Source organism: Photorhabdus khanii NC19 (assembly GCF_000517265.1).
GTDB lineage: Bacteria > Pseudomonadota > Gammaproteobacteria > Enterobacterales > Enterobacteriaceae > Photorhabdus > Photorhabdus khanii.
The window spans coordinates 106,082-123,762 of the sequence record NZ_AYSJ01000009.1; the positions used below are offsets into that span (position 1 = coordinate 106,082).

Below are 17,681 nucleotides of genomic sequence, written 5' to 3' on the forward strand. Positions count from 1 at the left end.
ATGCCAGAACTACCAGAGGTAGAAACCAGCCGGAGAGGAATAGAGCCACATCTGGTAGGGAACGTGATCCAACATGCGGTAGTCCGGAATGGGAGGTTACGCTGGCCGGTAGCGGAAGAAATTATGAAGCTGAGTGATCAGCTTGTGCTCAGTGTTCAACGCCGGGCCAAATATTTGCTGATTGAATTGGCTGATGGTTGGATTATTGTCCATTTGGGTATGTCGGGCAGCTTACGGATCTTGTCGGAGGAACGTTCTGCTGAAAAACATGATCATGTAGATTTAGTTATGGCAGACGGCAAGGTTTTGCGTTATACCGACCCAAGACGGTTTGGAGCGTGGCTATGGAGTGATGATCTCAATCAGTGCTCAGTATTAACGCATTTGGGGCCTGAACCACTTTCTAATGATTTTAACGGCTCTTATCTCTACACTCGATCAAGTAGTAAAAAAACATTGATTAAGCCTTGGTTAATGGATAATAAACTGGTTGTCGGTGTCGGTAATATCTATGCGAATGAAGCATTGTTTACTGCCCATATTCGGCCTGATCGCCCGGCACATACATTAACTGAGCGTGAGGCAGATTTACTAGCAGAAACGATTAAAAAGGTCCTGCAACGATCTATTGAGCAGGGGGGAACAACGCTCAGGGATTTCCTGCAATCTGATGGTAAGCCGGGGTATTTTGCTCAGGAACTGTTTGTTTATGGCAGGGCAGGAGAGCCATGCCGGATTTGTGGTGAGAAAATAGAAAGTATCAAACTTGGGCAGCGCAGTACTTTCTTTTGTCGTCGCTGCCAGTTTTAGTTGATATCGGAGAGTTGGGGAGGCGTAGTAAGGGAGAGATCCTACAGTGCGTCGCTCCCAGTGAGCTCAGTAAATTACTTACCGAGTTTTTTTAGCATTGCTTGCGCAACAGGTTCTGGCAGGAATGATGAGATATCGCCATCATGGCGGGCGACATCTTTAATCAAGGATGAAGATATAAACGAGAGATTTTGTGATGGCAGTAAAAAGACACTTTCTAATTCAGGCATAAAGTGGCGGTTCATATTTGCGAGCTGCCATTCATACTCAAAGTCAGATACTGAACGAAGACCACGGATAAGAACATTTACTTGCTGTTTTTTGGCGAAATTAGCCATCAATTCACAAAAACCGACCACTTCTACATTATTTAGATGTGAGGTCACTTCTTTCGCTAAGCTAATGCGCTCATCCAGAGTAAACATTGGGTTCTTTCTGGCACTATTGGCAATAGCAAACAAAACGTGGTTAAACATGCCTGCGGCGCGTGTGATGATATCAATATGCCCGTAGGTAACAGGATCAAATGTTCCGGGATAAATAGCTTTGGTTGTCATCAATTTTTACCCTTTTGTTGTCTCTTTTCCCACAATGCGACGTACTTATTAAACGTATATTGAGCGTTGACAATCGCCAGTACTAACCCTTGTTTACCATCAAGAAAGCCAGCACGCAACAGCCAGGTTTTAAAGAAAGCGCCAAAAGTATGGCTGAAAATCGAAAAATAACTGCACTGTTTACCTTGTTCATGGCGTTGTTTTGCCCATGCTTTAGCGTAATTCAGTTGTTTTGTCTGAAACTCCATCAGATTACGGCAAGTAAGATGGAGTAAATCCCCTTTCAAAATAACAACCGGAACTCCATGAGTTTCAAGGGATTCATGAACCTGATTATTATTGTATTGGTAACGATTGCGGGCGTAGAGGCGAATAACTCGATCCGGGTACCAGCCGCTGTGTTGCATAAAGCGGCCAAGAAACAGATTCCGGCGGGCACAACTATAGACCTTGTTGTCATCAGTATGTGCCAGAACTTGCTCTATGGATACTCTCAGTTCTGGCGTTACACGCTCATCGGTATCAATCATAAAAATATAATCGCCGGAAGCGTATTGTTGAGCCAGTTGACGCTGATGGCCAAACCCCGGCCAGTGAATATTAGAAAATACTTTTGCCCCCATCGCCTGTGCTATCTGGCAGGTATCGTCTGAACTGTCAGAATCAAGCACAACGATCTCATCAGCCCAACTGACTGAGGCCAGGCAATCTGTTATCAGATCCGCTGAGTCCTTGGCAATCATGACAACGGAAAGGCGCTTTCTCTCATTCATTTAGTGGCTCCGGGGCGGGAGATAGGGTTCCAGTAATTTAAGCAGACGTTGAAGCGCTCCCTGATTTTCATGTAATACTTCCGCTGCGTGGCGGCCATAGTACAGGCGATAATCTTCGTCAGTTAGTAAGCTATTGATTTCGGTGAACAAAGACTGGCTATCCGTAACGGTAATCAGACCATTAGCCTGATCCAGTTTGGCGCAGATATCTTTAAAGTTAAAGGTATGTGGGCCCATCAACACGGGAATGGCGTGGGCGGCGGCTTCCAGTGGGTTATGCCCACCACGTTCGACCAGGCTGCCACCAACAAAAGCCAGATCAGCAATACCATAGAGCAGCATCAGCTCACCCATAGTATCACCGATAACAACCTGAATATTGGCGTCAGGAATTTTATCGGAGCTGCGAAGAATATAACTTAGTCCGGCTTTCTTTGTTAATTCTTCAGCTTTAGTAAAACGTTCAGGATGGCGTGGCACTAGAATCAGTAGCAGATTTGGACATTGTTTTAGCAACTTGCAATGAGCATCCAGAATAATGCTCTCTTCTCCATCATGAGTACTGGTCGCTATCCAGACAGGACGGCGAGCAGCCCATTGGCGTCGTAATGTCACGGCTTTAGCTGCTAATTCAGGCGTTACTGAGATATCGAATTTCAAACTACCGGTGACAGCCAGCTGAGAGCGCCTCAAACCCAGTTCAATAAAACGTTCGCTATCTTCCTGATTCTGAGCCGCAATCAAGGTAATTTTTCGCAAAATTATTTTTACGAAATTACCTACTTTCTGGTATCCCGCGGCTGAACGTGTAGATAAACGGGCATTAGCAATAACCAGAGGAATGTTACGTTGGTGGAGTTGAAAAATCAGATTAGGCCAAAGTTCTGTTTCCATAATGATGACTAACTTTGGATTAACTTGATTGAGAAAGCGTTCCATGGAGCCGGGAAGATCGTATGGCAAATAGACGTGATTGACATCATTTCCCAACGCGGAGAGGACTCTTTCTGAGCCCGTTGGTGTCATCGTCGTCACTGTAATCGGTAAAAAAGGGTAATGATGGCGTAAAGCTCTAACTAAAGGGATTGCAGCCAGCGTCTCACCCACGGACACGGAATGAAGCAGAATGCCTCCAGCGGCAACTTTACCGGCACAGAAACCATAACGTTCACCCCAACGTTTACGGTAAGCAGGAGCCTTGCGGCTGCGAAGTAATAAACGCAACCAAATCAGAGGTTGGATAAGGTAGAGAAGTACCTGATATAAACGCAGTAACATTCTATCAAATTCATTTATATAAATTAGCGCCAATAGTATCACACTGCTTCAAAGAAAGTATGAAAATGCGTATAGCCTCTAGGATCTGAACAGAATAAGAACGGGAAATTAGGCTTTTTGGGTAAAATTGTGCTTCTATTATATATAAAAGTAGCAGGAGTTTCTTGCAGCTACCGGACATATAGAGACAGTTTTTTCCTTATTATCTGTATCTTTATATTGGGAATACTATGAGTAAATTACCAGCTCAATTTAGCCGTATTCTGATAATAAAGTTACGGCATCATGGTGATGTGCTATTAGTTACACCTGTTATTAATACTCTGAAGGATAATTATCCTTCAGTGGAAATTGATGTTTTACTCTACAAAGAAACAGAACCGATATTGGCTAATTTTTCTTCTGTAGCGAATATATTTTCTATGGATAGACAATGGAGGAAGCAAGGAGCCAGAGTACATTTTAGTCATGAATGGCGATTACTTAAACAATTAAGGAATCGTAAATATGACATAGTTATTAATCTTGCTGATCAATGGTATAGTGCGTTTGTGACACGGTTTACTAGAGCAAAAGTACGTATTGGGCTTGATTTAGCAAAACGGCGAAGCCTGTTTTGGAAAAAATGTTTCACAAATCTAGTACCGACAGAGCATAGTGAATTTTTGCATATCGTTGAGCAAAATTTGTCAACTCTTTCGCTGTTAAATCTTCCATCGACCAGTACTAAAGTGACGATGAGTTACCGTCAGGAGGATAGAGACACTGTTCGGATGCTTCTTGAGCAGCACGGGGTAAGTCAAAAATATATTGTGGTGCAGCCAACATCCCGCTGGTTTTTCAAATGTTGGGATGAGAAAAAGATGAGTGAAACGATCAGTGCGTTACAGTCTGATGGTTGGACAGTTGTTGTTACCTCCGGGCCAGATCGTAAGGAAGAAGATATGGTCGAGACTATTTTATCAAGCTGCCCAAAAGAAAGTGTTATTTCTTTTGCTGGCCTATTAACCTTGCCTCAACTTGCAGCGCTGATTGATGAAGCTAATTTATTCATAGGGGTAGACTCTATTTCTATGCATATGGCCGCAGCATTGAAAACACCTTGTATTGCTTTATTTGGGCCATCAAAGTTAGTATTCTGGCGCCCATGGGAAGCGAAGGGTGAAGTAATTTGGGCTGGTGATTATGGCGATTTACCTGATCCTGATGATGTTGATACTAAAACGGGCATACGTTATCTGAATGTCATTCCCAGTGATGTAGTTATTGCTGCCGCCCGGAGAAATTTATTATGAAATCAGTACGTCTTGCGATTGTTCGGCAGAAATATCGCTCGGATGGTGGAGCAGAACGTTTTGTCTCCCGCGCCTTAGAAGCTTTAGGTAATGAAAATCTGGAGCTCAATGTTATTACTCGTTCCTGGCAGGGAGACATTAGCCCTGACTGGTATGTTCATTTAGCAAATCCTCATAAATGGGGAAGAATCAGCCGTGAGAGAGGATTTGCTAAAGCGGCCAGAGCAGTATGGGAAAAAGAGCAATTTGATCTTGTTCAAAGTCATGAACGCATTGCTGGTTGCGATATTTACCGTGCGGGTGATGGTGTTCATCAGCGGTGGTTGCAGCAGCGTGCCCGGGTTTTATCCTCTTGGAGAGGCAAATTACTTTTTGCGAGTCGTTACCATCGTTATGTTATGGATGCGGAGCAAAAAATGTATTTGGCACCAGAACTAAAAATGGTTATTTGTAACTCGGAAATGGTAAAACGGGAGGTCATGGCGGATTTTGGGCTTTCGGAGAGAAAAATATCAGTTATTTATAATGCGATAGACCATAAGCAATTTTTTCCGGCAATAGAATCTCAAAGAATGCTGTTAAGAAAAGAATATAATCTTCCCCGACAGGCGAAATGTTTCGTTTATGTTGGTTCTGGGTTTGAGCGAAAGGGGCTAAAAGTAGCGATTCAAGCAGTTAGTGCTACTGATGCATATTTAATTGTTGTGGGTCAGGATAAAGAAGAGAAGAAATATAAGCAATTAGCTAATTCTCTGGGGTGCAATGAGCGAATCAGATTTATGGGCGTTCAGAAAAAGACACTGCCTTTTTATCAGATTGCAGATGGCTTGCTGTTACCTACCTTATATGATCCGTTCCCAAATGTGATATTGGAGGCAATGGCTTGTGGGCTTCCGGTCATAACCAGTACGACATGCGGTGGTGCTGAATTTGTTACCTCTGGAAGTAACGGGTTTATATGTGATGCTTTGGATATCCGGGATATTACAGAAGCGATGCAAAATACGCCTTCTGATCATTTGAATAATAAAATGTCAGTATTAGCAAGAACTAAGGTACTGCCTTATACACCCGAACATTTATCACAACAGCTGATTGGACTATACGAAAGGGTGCTCTCATCATGAAAGGACACATATTATTTATCATTGATGGATTACCTGGTGGCGGTGCAGAAAATGTCACTATCCGGCTTTGTGATGGTCTGCAACAGAAAGGGTATGATATTACGCTGCTTTCTCTGGCGGAAAAATGTGAGTATTTAGTGCCTGGTGGCATTGAACTGATTATTGATGCTGATGAGTACAATGGGCCTTTTAGAAGACAGACTGAGATTTGCCGTAGGGCTAAATCTATGGATAAAGTTTTAGAAAAAATATTTCTTCGGAAGGGAATCCCCTCATTGATTGTATCAAATTTGCATAAAACCGATCGCATTGTCGTGAAATCAAAGGTATTAGCGGGATTAAATGTGTGGTTTTGTATACATGGTGTGTTCTCGAGTTCGTATCTTGGCAATAAAAGCGGATTACCCCGTTGGATAAAGAAACAGAAAATTAAATGGACATATAATAATCGGAATCTAATTTGTGTCTCTGATGCCGTCGGGAAAGATTTAGCAACTAATCTGTCACTCGTACCTAAGAAAATGGTGACAATTTATAATCCTTTCAACATTCCTGACATTAAAGAAAAATCTTTGCAAAATAATCCTTATTCGGATGAAACGTATTTATTACATGTTGGCCGATTTCACCAGGTCAAGCGACATGATCGTTTATTAGAGGCTTTTGCGAAAGCAGCTCTGCCATGTAAATTATTGATTGTTGGTCATGGAGATGAGTCTATTACTCAACAGATAAAACAAAAGATTGTGGATTTAAACTTACAATCTAAAGTCATCTTAACCGGATTCCTCGAAAATCCATTACCTGTTATTCGTGGAGCTAAAGCGGTTGTCTTGAGTTCTGACAGTGAAGGGCTGGGTAATGTACTGATTGAATCATTGATTTGCGATACTCCAATTGTCAGTGTTGCATGCCCAGGTGGTGTGAATGAAATTATGGTTGGTGAGTTGGAAAAATATAAATCAGAACTGACAGTTGACTCACTTGCAGAGAAAATGAAACTTGTTTTCCTGGAGCCTCCTGTGATCACAGAGGATATGTATAAGAAGTTTGATTTAGATATTGTTTTGGCAAAATATTTATCTTTATAAAGCTGAATAAGCTAACTCATTGTTTACTCTGAGTAAATAAAGTTGGACATAGCGACTCTTTTAGCGATAAGTTAATTGCGCTGTATCGCTGACCTGCGTACCATAACACCATTATTTTGGGTCTGTTTTGGGCACACCTCTAATGACTTTACCCGCATTTATTATCACGATTGATACTGAAGGTGATAACCTGTGGCAAAACCACAGTCAGATTTCGACAGAAAATACGCATTATTTACCAAGATTCCAGAGTCTATGTGAGCGTTTTGGTTTTAAACCGGTTTGGTTGACGAATTATGAGATGGCTATGGATGATTCATACATTGACTTTGCCAAAGATGTGATTGCCAGAGGTCAAGGTGAAATAGGTATGCATTTACATGCCTGGAATAATCCACCTCTTGTTCCTCTTACCGATGATGATATGCGCTATAAACCTTATCTGATTGAATTTCCCAAAGAACAAGTCAGGGCCAAAGTTGGCTTAATGACTCAGTTATTAGAAGATAAACTACAAATTAAAATGTTAAGCCATCGGGCGGGTCGTTGGGCATTTAATGAGTATTATGCTGAATTATTGGTGGAATATGGTTATCAAGTCGATTGTTCGGTAACGCCACGGGTTAATTGGCGTTTCACAAAAGGTGATCCTAAAGGTAACGGTGGAACTGATTATAGCCATTTTCCATCTTATGCCTATTTTATGGATTTACAGGATATCTCCAAAGAAGGCCGTTCTTCTTTGTTGGAAGTACCAATGAGCATCCAATATAAACACTCTCCGTTGATGAACTCCCTGAAACAGAAATACGATAATTTGCGCGGAAAGCAGCGTTCTCCATCTGTTAACTGGTTACGGCCAAAAGGCGGTAATCTGGAGCAAATGAAGAAAGTTATTCAGCAAACATTGGCAGAAGGCTGTGATTATGTTGAATTTATGCTGCATTCATCTGAATTTATGCCTGGTGGTAGTCCGACATTTAAAAATGAAGAACAAATTGAGACTCTTTATCAGGATTTAGAGGGATTATTTAACTACCTTAAATCGCAGGTCCAAGGGATGACATTGGCTGAATATTACCAGTTAAAGAAGCCGTAATGATTGAGAAAATAAAACTAACAGGATTAATTGATGTTACTGAATTTTGGTTGGAAATTAGGTTCTTTTGATGATTATCGAGAGGCTTATAATTTATACGGGGGAAGTGTGGTCACTTCTCCAAAAGTCTTGGATTTTTTCCATAAGCGTTTTCAGCTAAATGAAAAATTCTATATAAAAAGAGATGGTTCCGGGAATATCATTGGTGGAATCTGTAGCTGGAGAGATGGTTACCTCGCTGGTGAGCAGAAAATTGTCCTTAAAGAAGGAATTAATAAATATCCACTTAATTTTGATGAGATAATATTGCCGATTAAATCGGATGTTAGATCTATTATTCCATTTAAATCAAAGTTTATGTCGTCAAAAAATAAAGTTAATATTATTAACTGTTCGGATAAATTAAATGCTAAAAGACAGATATGTCTGGTTAAGGATATCTCTAGAAAAACAAGAGAAACAAGAAATAGAGAGTTGAATCGTTTTATAAAAAGTGGGGGGAGTGTTATTAATGTTGATAATTATGACTCGAAAGAATTAACAGATATTTATGATTATCTCTATTTTAAACGCAGGAATGAACATACATATAAAAATGAAATGCAAGAAATTCTTGAAGAAATACCCTCTATAAATTTTGGTAATATTTTATGGTTAGAAGGAAAACCTTGCGCAATGCAATTTATTGTTAAAAAACAATGTGAAAAATGGATTTGCTATGACTATGTTAATAGCGGAATGGATTTGAGTTATCCAAATCTATCGCTAGGAACAGTTTCTACGTGGGTTAATGTTAAGGATGCTATTGAATATAGTCATAAAAATAATTTGGAGATGAGATTCAGTTTCGGGAGGCCAACATTTGAATATAAAGATAGGTGGTGTAATAGAGACAACTTACAAAGAGTGATTTTTCCTTAATCGTTATGATAATAATGGAGCATTAGCACAGGATATGAAAATTTTTATTGTTAATCTTAAACATTCTACAGAGAGAAGAAAAAGAATAGAAGAACAATGTATTAAACTAAACTTAGATTATGAATTTATTGAGGCTGTTGATGGCCGCCTGTTATCACAGGAGGAGTTACAAAGGCAAACAAGAGAATTAAGTGATGCTATAACGCCTGGTGAGATTGGGTGTGCTTTGAGTCATATAAAAATCTACAGGAAGATAGTTGAAAATAATATTCCGATGGCACTAATATTAGAGGATGATGTTATCTTAAATGAACGTTTGCCTGAATTCTTAAATGAAATTCAGCAAGAAAAGCTAATGGCCCCTTCTGTTATTCTTTTGAGTAAAGCCAGTCAATATTTTGAACATTCCAAATATAAGTTTCCTTGTGGTGTGGATATTAAATCGGTATTGGACGCCACATTAACTTGTGGTTATATATTGAATAATCAGGCAGCTAAAAACCTCATTGCTTTCCTTTATCCTGTATGGCTGGTTGCAGATCGCTGGGCGTTTTTCAGGGAAAATGGAGTGATAAAATTATGTTGTACAGTACCCGTTTTGGTCACAGAAAGTGAGGATGCTGTTAATACAACCATATCGGGGAGAAATAATGAGCATAGTATTAAGGCAGGAAAAATTTGGAAAGAAATAAGGAAAAGAAGGCCCTTTTCTGTAAAGATTAAAAATATATTATGGAAAATATTTGTTAGAAAAATATATAAAATTAAAAAATATTGAATACTGGTTAAAGAATGCCTTTAGCCAGTATTTTGAATTTAATTTCATATTTTTTGCCAGAGATAGGAGAATACTTTCGATGGCGTAATACTTTTGATATTCCCATCTTCTGCTTTCAAGGACATCTGTTCCTTGCCGTATCCTCCAATCAGGCCCGGATCGGTTGGGCCAAACAGTGTAATATTAGGGCGGTCCAGTGCGGCGGTGAGGTGGCTCAGGCCAGTATCAACAGAGACAATGCCTTGTGCTCCCGCCAACTCCTGAGCGACTTGTGCCAAAGTCAGTTTTGGCAGAACCTCCACATGAGGGAAATCTTCCGCCAGTCTCAATGCACGTTGGTGCTCATGTTCCGCTCCCCAGGGAAGTTTAATTCGCACACCAGTTGGCTGAATTTCAGCAATAAGCTGACGCCAATGGCTTTCCGGCCAGTGCTTTTCATCACGGGTAGTGGCATGGAGAAAAACCAGATAATCACCTTGATTTTCTGATTGCTGCTTTAAAAAGTGACGGGCAATACCATAATCGCCTTGCTTTGTTGGTTTAGCGTAACCAAGGCTGACAGCAAACAGCTCGCGGATACGTTCTACGGCATGTTGCTGCTTGCTGACGGCATGGCGGCAATCATAAAAAAAACTCGCTAATGGCTCACGGATACTTTTACGGTCGTAACCATGTTTGGGGCCATGAGCTAATCGAGTTACCAGAAATGCACTCTTTAATAACCCTTGAGCATCAATAATGGCATCATAATGATGTAATTTTAGTTTTTCTTTAAATAAACGGCGTTCTGCGCAGATCTTTTTACCAAACCAATTCTTACGCCAGCGGCGAATAGCAACAGGAATAACTTGATCAACTGCACTGTGCCAGCCGGGGATTTGTGCGAATCCTTCTTCTACCACCCAGTCAAAACGGACATCAGGCAGGTTTTTTTCCGCATCAGTCAGTGCTGGGAGAGAGTGGAGTACATCTCCCATGGAAGAAGTTTTAACCAGTAAAACCCGCATTAATCCTGGTTCTCCGCTTGTAATAATTTATCCAGAGAAGCCATAATCTGTTCTGGTTGAATATCAATCAGACTCTGATGATAGCCGTGTGCACTATCACCTTTTCTGACCTTATGATAGCCAGTAATAAGGCGGATAACTTCTGCTTTATCAGACAATGGTGGCGTAAAATCTGGGCTGCTTGGGCCGTAGAGTGCAACGAGAGGGCGATTGAGTGCTGCGGCAACATGCATCAAACCAGAATCGTTGGTCACAATAGCATCACAGGCCGCGATAATATTGACTGCTTGTTCAAGAGAGGTTTGTCCAGCAAGATTGATACAGTATTCACGGGTTTCTTCAGTCAATGACTTGCGGATATCTTCTCCACCTTCATGATCTTTGGCGGAACCAAACAGCAGAATTTGATATCCCTTAGTGATAAGCTGTTGAGCCAACGCGGCATAATGATAATGCGGCCAACGTTTTGCCGGACCGAACTCTGCTCCGGGACAGAAACCGATAATCGGCCGGTGATCAGAAATATTGAATGCCGCAGTAGATTCGGCAACATCTTCATCACTGACATCTAACTGAGGCCACAGCAATGGTTGAGGAAGCTCCGTAGCGCTACTGAGTTTTGCATCGTAAGCCAGTGCGATATAGCGTTGAACCATTAATGGGAAAGCTTCTTTATTCAGTGTGCGAATATCATTGAGCAATCCATATCTCATTTCACCACGCCAGCCGGTGCGCAGAGGAATATTGGCGAAGAAAGGCACTAATGCAGATTTAAAAGAGTTTGGCAGCACATAAGCGCGATCATATTGACGTTCGCGCAGGGAGACACCCAAGCGACGGCGCTCGCCTAATGCCAGTGCGCCATGCCCTAATGGCATAGCCAGTGCCTGATTGACCTCCGGCATTTTTGCCAGTAGCGGACGACACCAGGCTGGAGCCATCACATCAATTTCTGCATTAGGATGCAGCGCCTTTAATGTCCGGTAAAGACTCTGCGACATCATCATGTCACCCACCCACGAAGGGCCGATCACCAATATTTTCATAACGAGTAGATTATTTATCCTGATTAAGCCAATGCATATATTCCGTGACGCCTTCGGCGACAGTTTTGAATGGTCTATCATAACCAGCCGCGCGAAGTTTAGTCAGATCTGCCTGAGTGAAGCTCTGATAACGGCCTTTTAAATATTCAGGAAAATTAATGTATTCAACGGTCAGTGATTTATCTTTATGGAATTCAACAACCGCATCTGCAACCGCCTGGAAAGATTCAGAGCGACCTGTTCCACAGTTATAAATACCGGAAACGCCGTTTTTCCAGAACCACAGATTAACCGCAGCGGCATCACCAACATAGATAAAATCACGTTGAAAGCCTTCACTGCCAGCAAATAGCTTAGGGTTTTGCCCTTGATTGATTTGATTATTCAGATGGAATGCAACACTGGCCATACTGCCTTTGTGCCCTTCGCGTGGCCCGTACACATTGAAATAACGGAAACCGCAAATCTGTGAATCAGCGTGAGGCAAGAGCTCCCGGACATACTGGTCGAACAGGAACTTAGAGTAGCCATAAACATTGAGAGGTTTTTCATATTGACGCTCTTCAATAAAATTATCACTGCGGCCACCATAGGTTGCTGCGGAAGAGGCGTACAAGAAAGGAATTCCACGTTCAAGGCAATAGTGCAGCAATTCTTTTGAATATTGATAGTTATTATCCATCATATACTTACCATCCCACTCTGTTGTGGATGAGCAAGCGCCTTCATGGAAAATAGCGTCAATATCACCTAAATCATCACCGGCCAGGATGCTAACAATAAACTCTTCCTTGTCCATGTAATCAGCAATATCCAGGTCGGCCAGATTGGCGAACTTAGTACCATCTTTCAGATTATCTACGACCAGAATATCTTTATATCCTTCGTCATTTAGTGCCTTGACAATATTGCTGCCAATAAATCCAGCACCGCCAGTGACAATGATCATCAGACTTACCTCTATCAATCGGGTTAATGAAGCAAATTGCTTCTATAATAACATCTAACATCTATGACGACAGCAGCTTAAGCAGGGGAATATACTGAAATATTATGGTCATTCAGGTTGCATGACGTGACGGATACAGCAAAGTTAATATTAACTGCCTGATAGAGTCGTCAGTTGCCTGATCAATGAGTAAAATATGTAACGACCCTTCACTTAAATCAGGAGAAAATAAATGTCAGCATCATTTTATCAGCAAATTAATGAACAATTAGAGCAAGCCCATTCGGAAGGGTTATTCAAAAGTGAGCGTATCATCACTTCTGCCCAAAATGCTGATATTGCTGTAGCCGATGGCAGCCACGTTATTAACTTCTGCGCAAATAACTACTTAGGTTTGGCTAATCATCCGGATCTTATTGCTGCCGCTAAAGCGGGAATGGATAGCCACGGTTTTGGTATGGCATCAGTTCGTTTTATTTGTGGGACTCAGGATACTCATAAAGAGCTGGAGAAAAAACTGGCAGAATTTTTGGGTATGGAAGATGCCATTCTTTACTCTTCTTGTTTTGATGCCAACGGTGGTTTATTTGAAACGTTGTTTGGGCCGGAAGATGCCATTATCTCGGATGCTCTGAACCACGCTTCTATTATTGATGGTGTCCGCTTATGTAAAGCGAAGCGTTATCGCTATGCCAATAATGATATGCAGGAACTGAGAGCGCAATTGGAGCAAGCAAAAACAGATAACGCGCGTCATATTGTGATTGCAACAGATGGTGTGTTCTCTATGGATGGTGTTATTGCTGACCTGAAATCTATCTGTGATCTGGCGGATGAATTTGGTGCAATGGTGATGGTGGATGACTCCCATGCTGTAGGTTTTGTTGGCGCACATGGTCGTGGTACTCACGAATATTGTGACGTGATGGATCGTATTGACATCATTACCGGCACATTAGGTAAAGCGCTGGGTGGTGCTTCCGGTGGCTATACTGCGGCACGTAAAGACGTTGTTGAGTGGTTGCGCCAGCGTTCACGCCCATATCTGTTCTCAAACTCACTGGCGCCGGCGATTGTCGCGGCATCCATTAACGTGCTGGATATGCTGAAAGAGGGTGATGCATTACGCGATCGCCTGTGGAAGAACGCCAACCTGTTCCGTGAAAAAATGACCGCCGCAGGTTTCACTTTGGCAGGTGCTGATCACGCGATCATCCCGGTCATGTTAGGCGATGCGAAATTGGCGCAGGAATTTGCCGCAGAATTACTGAAAGAAGGCATTTACGTCACCGGTTTCTTCTATCCGGTAGTCCCTAAAAATCAGGCCCGTATCCGCACGCAAATGTCAGCGGCCCATACGGAAGAACAAATTGAACGTGCGGTTGAGGCGTTCACGCGAATTGGTAAGCAATTAAAAGTAATTGCATAAGGCATCTCTATGAAAGCATTGTCAAAGTTAAAAGCAGAAGAAGGCATCTGGATGACCGATGTGCCCGAGCCGGAGCTGGGGCACAATGATGTGATGATCAAAATCCGTAAAACTGCGATTTGTGGTACGGATGTGCACATCTATAACTGGGATGACTGGTCGCAAAAAACAATTCCTGTACCGATGGTTGTTGGTCATGAATATGTTGGTGAAGTTGTTGCTATTGGTCAGGAAGTGAAAGGTTTTAAAATTGGTGATCGGGTGTCTGGCGAAGGGCATATCACTTGTGGTCACTGCCGTAACTGTCGTGGTGGCCGTACTCACTTATGCCGTAATACCATTGGTGTCGGAGTAAACCGTCCAGGCTGCTTTGCTCAATATCTGGTTATCCCTGCGTTTAATGCGTTCAAAATCCCAGATAACATCTCTGATGAGCTGGCTTCTATTTTTGACCCATTTGGCAATGCTGTTCATACCGCGCTTTCATTTGATCTGGTTGGTGAGGATGTGCTGGTTTCCGGTGCAGGCCCAATTGGTATTATGGCTGCGGCAGTGTGTAAACATGTTGGTGCGCGTCATGTTGTTATCACCGACGTTAACGAATATCGCCTTGAGCTGGTCCGTAAAATGGGGGTTACCCGTGCGGTCAACGTCAGCAAGGAAAACCTGACAGATGTCATGGCAGAATTGGGCATGACTGAAGGTTTTGATGTTGGTTTGGAAATGTCCGGCGCACCGGCGGCATTTCGTACCTTATTGAATACCATGAATCACGGTGGCCGTGTCGCGCTGTTGGGGATTCCACCATCAGATATGGCAATCGACTGGAGTCAGGTGATTTTCAAGGGCTTGTTTATTAAAGGCATTTATGGCCGTGAAATGTTTGAAACCTGGTACAAAATGGCGACATTGATTCAATCTGGTTTGGACCTGACCCCCATTATCACTCACCGGTTCTCTATTGATGACTTCCAAAAAGGCTTTGACATCATGCGTTCAGGGCAGTCTGGTAAAGTTATTCTGAGCTGGGATTAATCAATAAATTACCACTAAGATTAACAGGCGTTTGCAGTTTTTTGGGCGCCTGTTTTATGAGTCATTTTTTCGGATGATTTTCTATTCTGTTCTACCCTGAGATTTATCTCCAGCCAGTTTCTGGATATGCTGGCTCATGGTATTCACAACAGGATTATCAACCAAAGTGTTGCTAATGACTGCCAGATAGTCTTGACTGGTAACAGTGGTTGGCACCGCTTTTATTTCACACTGCTTGCCCCATTTACGGTGATTGTCACCAACAGGTGTGCCACTTAACAGCCTACTAGGGCTGACCAATTCAATATCAGCGGGAAGCGTTGGCAGCATCTGTTGTAATGCGCGAATGGTTGTCGGATGAGGATGACCGATAGCAATAGCTGAACCATTCTTCCGGGCAATAGAAATCGCACGGTTTAACTGATAGCGGGTTTCCGCTTCTGACTGCACATCATCAAGAAAAATATTGCGGCGGATAACGCGAACATGAGTGCCTTGTGCTGCCTTTGTTGCTTGAGTATTTCCAATCGTCACACTATCGAGAAAGTAAAGTTCATAGCGGGACAGCGAGCGCATAACCTTCTGCATTCCCGGCAAGCTTGAAGTCATTGCGCTGCCCATATGGTTATTTATGCCTACCGCATAAGGGACCTTTTGTATTGCGCGCTGAATAATGCGATCAATCTCTTCACTACTCATTGTTGGCTGGAGAGTATCCGGTTCTAACCGTTGCTTACTTAAAGGTGCCATTGGCAGGTGGATTAAAATCTCCCGTCCTTGTTGATGGGCTTTTTCAGCCATTTCCCTGCCGTGGGGAGAATCCGGCAGAATTGCGATAGAAACCGCAACAGGCATCTGCAATATTTTGTTTTCATTATGAGGACGGTAGCCAAAATCATCGATAACAATTGCCAGACGGGCAGCACTGGCTTGCAAGCTCAAGAGTAACAAGATGATAGTACCAATGAGTTTTGTAAACTTGAGTTGTCTCACCTGATCATCTCCCAAGCCAAGGTTGTGGGTTTACCGCTCTACCCTGACGGCGGATTTCAAAATACAGGGCGGGTTGTTCCTGACCGCCACTGTTACCGACCAGGGCGATGGGTTGCCCGGCACGAACTTGCTGGCCGACACTGACCAGAGCGCTCTGATTATAGCCATAAAGGCTCATATCACCTTTACCGTGCTCTATAACGACAACCAGCCCATAGCCTTGCAACCAATCAGCCAGCAGTACCCGGCCATCAGATATCGCTTTGACCTCAGTGCCTTCTGTGGCAGCAATCACCATGCCTTTCCAGCGCAGTTCGCCTTGCAGTGCCTCACCAAACTCATGTATCACCTTACCGCGGACAGGCCAGATTGCCTGACCAGCCGGACGGCCAAGGCCACCGGTCCGAGCCATCAATGCGCGTTCATCTTCAGTGGGTTTATAGCTGGAACCTTTTTTCTGCGCTTGTTTCTGTTTCGCTGCAATCTGAGCACGGACGCGCGCCGCTTCTCTGGCTTCCCGTTCAGCACGTGCTTTTGCTTCCCGTTCTGCCTTAGCAATTTTATCCCGTAGGCGGGTTTCATTTTGTTTTAGTTCAGCGAGGCTTTTCTGATCTTTCTTCAGGGAAGACTCCAGCTCCGTCAGGGTTTTCTGCCGGGCGCTGCGGGCCACTTCCATCTGCTGCTTTTGTTGTTGTTGTTCCGTCAGAACTTGTTTCTGCTCTTTCTGTTTTTGCTGCTCAAGTTTTTTCTGTTCAGTTAAATCAACGGTAGTTTGCTCAAGCTTAACAATAGTATCCTGACGGGCTTGATTAAGGTAACTATAGTAAGCGAGGATGCGCTCACCCCTCTTGCCTTCCTCACCTCTGAACATGAGCTCAAGCCCTTGATGCTGCCCTTGACGGAAAGCAGCATCCAATTGACGTGCCAGCATACCCCGTTGCGCTGTTTGTTGTTTTTCCAGTTTCTTGATATTGGCATTAAGCGCGGTAATCTCTTTATTCAGCTTACTGAGTTGAGTTTGGGTACTGTGCAGAGAGAGGCCAACTTTAGAAATTGTATTTTCCTGATCTTGCAGTTGGCTCAACAACGTACTGCGTTTTTGCTGTTGTTGTTGCACATTCTTCTCTTTCTCTGCAATGTCTTGCTGAAGATTTTTAAGCTGATTTTTATTGTCGATAATCTGATTGGCAAAAGTATGAAAGCTGAAAACCGCGGACAGGAAAGCACAGAACAATAAGGCACGAATTTTATTCTGCCATGAGTTCTGATTGAGCCGATAATGACGGCCAGGTATTTCCTTGTTGTCTGCCATTGCTGTAAATATACCTTGCGACTGTATAGCATCAGATTATTTCATGTTGAACAATTGGTTACCAGATGCTTTGCTGATTTTTTACACTTCCGGATAATATTGTTTCAACATTGAAATCAGATAATAACTGGGCACATTAGCCACTTTAGCCTATTTATTGCCTGGATTCCTGTATTCGTTC

At 42.7% G+C, this 17,681-nt stretch carries 17 protein-coding genes; 9 read left to right on the top strand and 8 right to left on the bottom strand.

Annotation, left to right across the window (positions count from 1 at the left end; translation table 11 throughout):
- Window positions 1-810 (top strand): bifunctional DNA-formamidopyrimidine glycosylase/DNA-(apurinic or apyrimidinic site) lyase, encoded by an 810-nt coding sequence (mutM, locus tag PTE_RS09355; protein ID WP_036845460.1) that lies wholly within the window; start codon window positions 1-3, stop codon window positions 808-810.
- A gap of 74 nt (window positions 811-884) precedes the next feature.
- On the opposite strand, the gene coaD is transcribed toward mutM, so the two are convergent.
- Genes coaD through waaA form a run of 3 tightly spaced genes read right to left on the bottom strand, consistent with a single transcriptional unit; the run spans window position 885 to window position 3,418 of the window.
- Entirely contained in the window at window positions 885-1,367 is a 483-nt protein-coding gene (gene coaD / locus PTE_RS09360; RefSeq protein WP_036845463.1) for a pantetheine-phosphate adenylyltransferase, read from the bottom strand.
- Entirely contained in the window at window positions 1,367-2,140 is a 774-nt protein-coding gene (locus PTE_RS09365; protein WP_036845466.1) for a glycosyltransferase family 2 protein, read from the bottom strand. Before PTE_RS09365 ends, coaD begins: the two co-directional genes overlap by 1 nt.
- Entirely contained in the window at window positions 2,141-3,418 is a 1,278-nt protein-coding gene (waaA, locus tag PTE_RS09370; RefSeq protein ID WP_036845469.1) for a lipid IV(A) 3-deoxy-D-manno-octulosonic acid transferase, read from the bottom strand.
- 230 nt (window positions 3,419-3,648) lie between these two features.
- On the opposite strand from waaA, the gene rfaQ reads away from it, so the two are divergent.
- The 6 genes from rfaQ to PTE_RS09400 all read left to right on the top strand — a co-directional run bounded on the left by rfaQ (window position 3,649) and on the right by PTE_RS09400 (window position 9,729).
- Window positions 3,649-4,713: a putative lipopolysaccharide heptosyltransferase III gene (gene rfaQ / locus PTE_RS09375; RefSeq protein WP_036845472.1), complete on the top strand. Its 1,065-nt coding sequence runs from the start codon at window positions 3,649-3,651 to the stop codon at window positions 4,711-4,713.
- Window positions 4,710-5,840, top strand: a complete 1,131-nt coding sequence (locus tag PTE_RS09380) for a glycosyltransferase family 4 protein (RefSeq protein ID WP_036845475.1) — start codon at window positions 4,710-4,712, stop codon at window positions 5,838-5,840. The genes rfaQ and PTE_RS09380 overlap by 4 nt, the downstream gene beginning before the upstream one ends.
- The gene (locus PTE_RS09385; protein WP_036845479.1) at window positions 5,837-6,931 is read left to right on the top strand and encodes a glycosyltransferase; all 1,095 of its coding nucleotides are present in this window, start codon (window positions 5,837-5,839) and stop codon (window positions 6,929-6,931) included. The genes PTE_RS09380 and PTE_RS09385 overlap by 4 nt, the downstream gene beginning before the upstream one ends.
- A 142-nt stretch (window positions 6,932-7,073) precedes the next feature.
- Window positions 7,074-8,030 (top strand): polysaccharide deacetylase family protein, encoded by a 957-nt coding sequence (locus PTE_RS09390; RefSeq protein ID WP_036845482.1) that lies wholly within the window; start codon window positions 7,074-7,076, stop codon window positions 8,028-8,030.
- A 33-nt stretch (window positions 8,031-8,063) separates the two neighbouring features.
- Window positions 8,064-8,951 (top strand): GNAT family protein, encoded by an 888-nt coding sequence (locus tag PTE_RS09395; RefSeq protein ID WP_036845485.1) that lies wholly within the window; start codon window positions 8,064-8,066, stop codon window positions 8,949-8,951.
- A gap of 34 nt (window positions 8,952-8,985) precedes the next feature.
- Entirely contained in the window at window positions 8,986-9,729 is a 744-nt protein-coding gene (locus PTE_RS09400) for a glycosyltransferase family 25 protein (RefSeq protein ID WP_051477323.1), read from the top strand.
- Window positions 9,730-9,773: 44 nt separating this feature from the next.
- Here PTE_RS09400 and rfaC read toward each other — a convergent pair whose 3' ends face one another.
- From rfaC to rfaD, 3 genes are read right to left on the bottom strand one after another with little or no spacing between them, the layout of a single operon-like run.
- Window positions 9,774-10,736, bottom strand: coding sequence for a lipopolysaccharide heptosyltransferase RfaC (gene rfaC / locus PTE_RS09405; protein WP_036845487.1), 963 nt, complete (start codon window positions 10,734-10,736; stop codon window positions 9,774-9,776).
- Entirely contained in the window at window positions 10,736-11,782 is a 1,047-nt protein-coding gene (gene rfaF / locus PTE_RS09410; protein WP_036845488.1) for an ADP-heptose--LPS heptosyltransferase RfaF, read from the bottom strand. Before rfaF ends, rfaC begins: the two co-directional genes overlap by 1 nt.
- Window positions 11,783-11,792: 10 nt before the next feature.
- A complete protein-coding gene (gene rfaD / locus PTE_RS09415) occupies window positions 11,793-12,731 on the bottom strand; it encodes an ADP-glyceromanno-heptose 6-epimerase (protein WP_036845490.1) in 939 nt (312 codons plus the stop codon).
- Window positions 12,732-12,963: 232 nt separating this feature from the next.
- Here rfaD and kbl point away from each other — a divergent pair, with 232 nt between their 5' ends.
- Both kbl and tdh read left to right on the top strand, forming a co-directional pair.
- Window positions 12,964-14,160: a glycine C-acetyltransferase gene (gene kbl / locus PTE_RS09420; RefSeq protein WP_036845492.1), complete on the top strand. Its 1,197-nt coding sequence runs from the start codon at window positions 12,964-12,966 to the stop codon at window positions 14,158-14,160.
- Window positions 14,161-14,169: 9 nt separating this feature from the next.
- The gene (tdh, locus tag PTE_RS09425; RefSeq protein WP_036845494.1) at window positions 14,170-15,195 is read left to right on the top strand and encodes an L-threonine 3-dehydrogenase; all 1,026 of its coding nucleotides are present in this window, start codon (window positions 14,170-14,172) and stop codon (window positions 15,193-15,195) included.
- Between the two features lie 81 nt (window positions 15,196-15,276).
- Here the strand turns inward: tdh and PTE_RS09430 are convergent, their stop codons facing one another.
- Together PTE_RS09430 and envC are read right to left on the bottom strand one after the other, a co-directional pair.
- Window positions 15,277-16,188 (bottom strand): divergent polysaccharide deacetylase family protein, encoded by a 912-nt coding sequence (locus PTE_RS09430; protein ID WP_036845666.1) that lies wholly within the window; start codon window positions 16,186-16,188, stop codon window positions 15,277-15,279.
- 4 nt (window positions 16,189-16,192) lie between these two features.
- Window positions 16,193-17,500: a murein hydrolase activator EnvC gene (gene envC / locus PTE_RS09435; protein WP_036845496.1), complete on the bottom strand. Its 1,308-nt coding sequence runs from the start codon at window positions 17,498-17,500 to the stop codon at window positions 16,193-16,195.
- Window positions 17,501-17,681 lie beyond the last annotated feature (181 nt).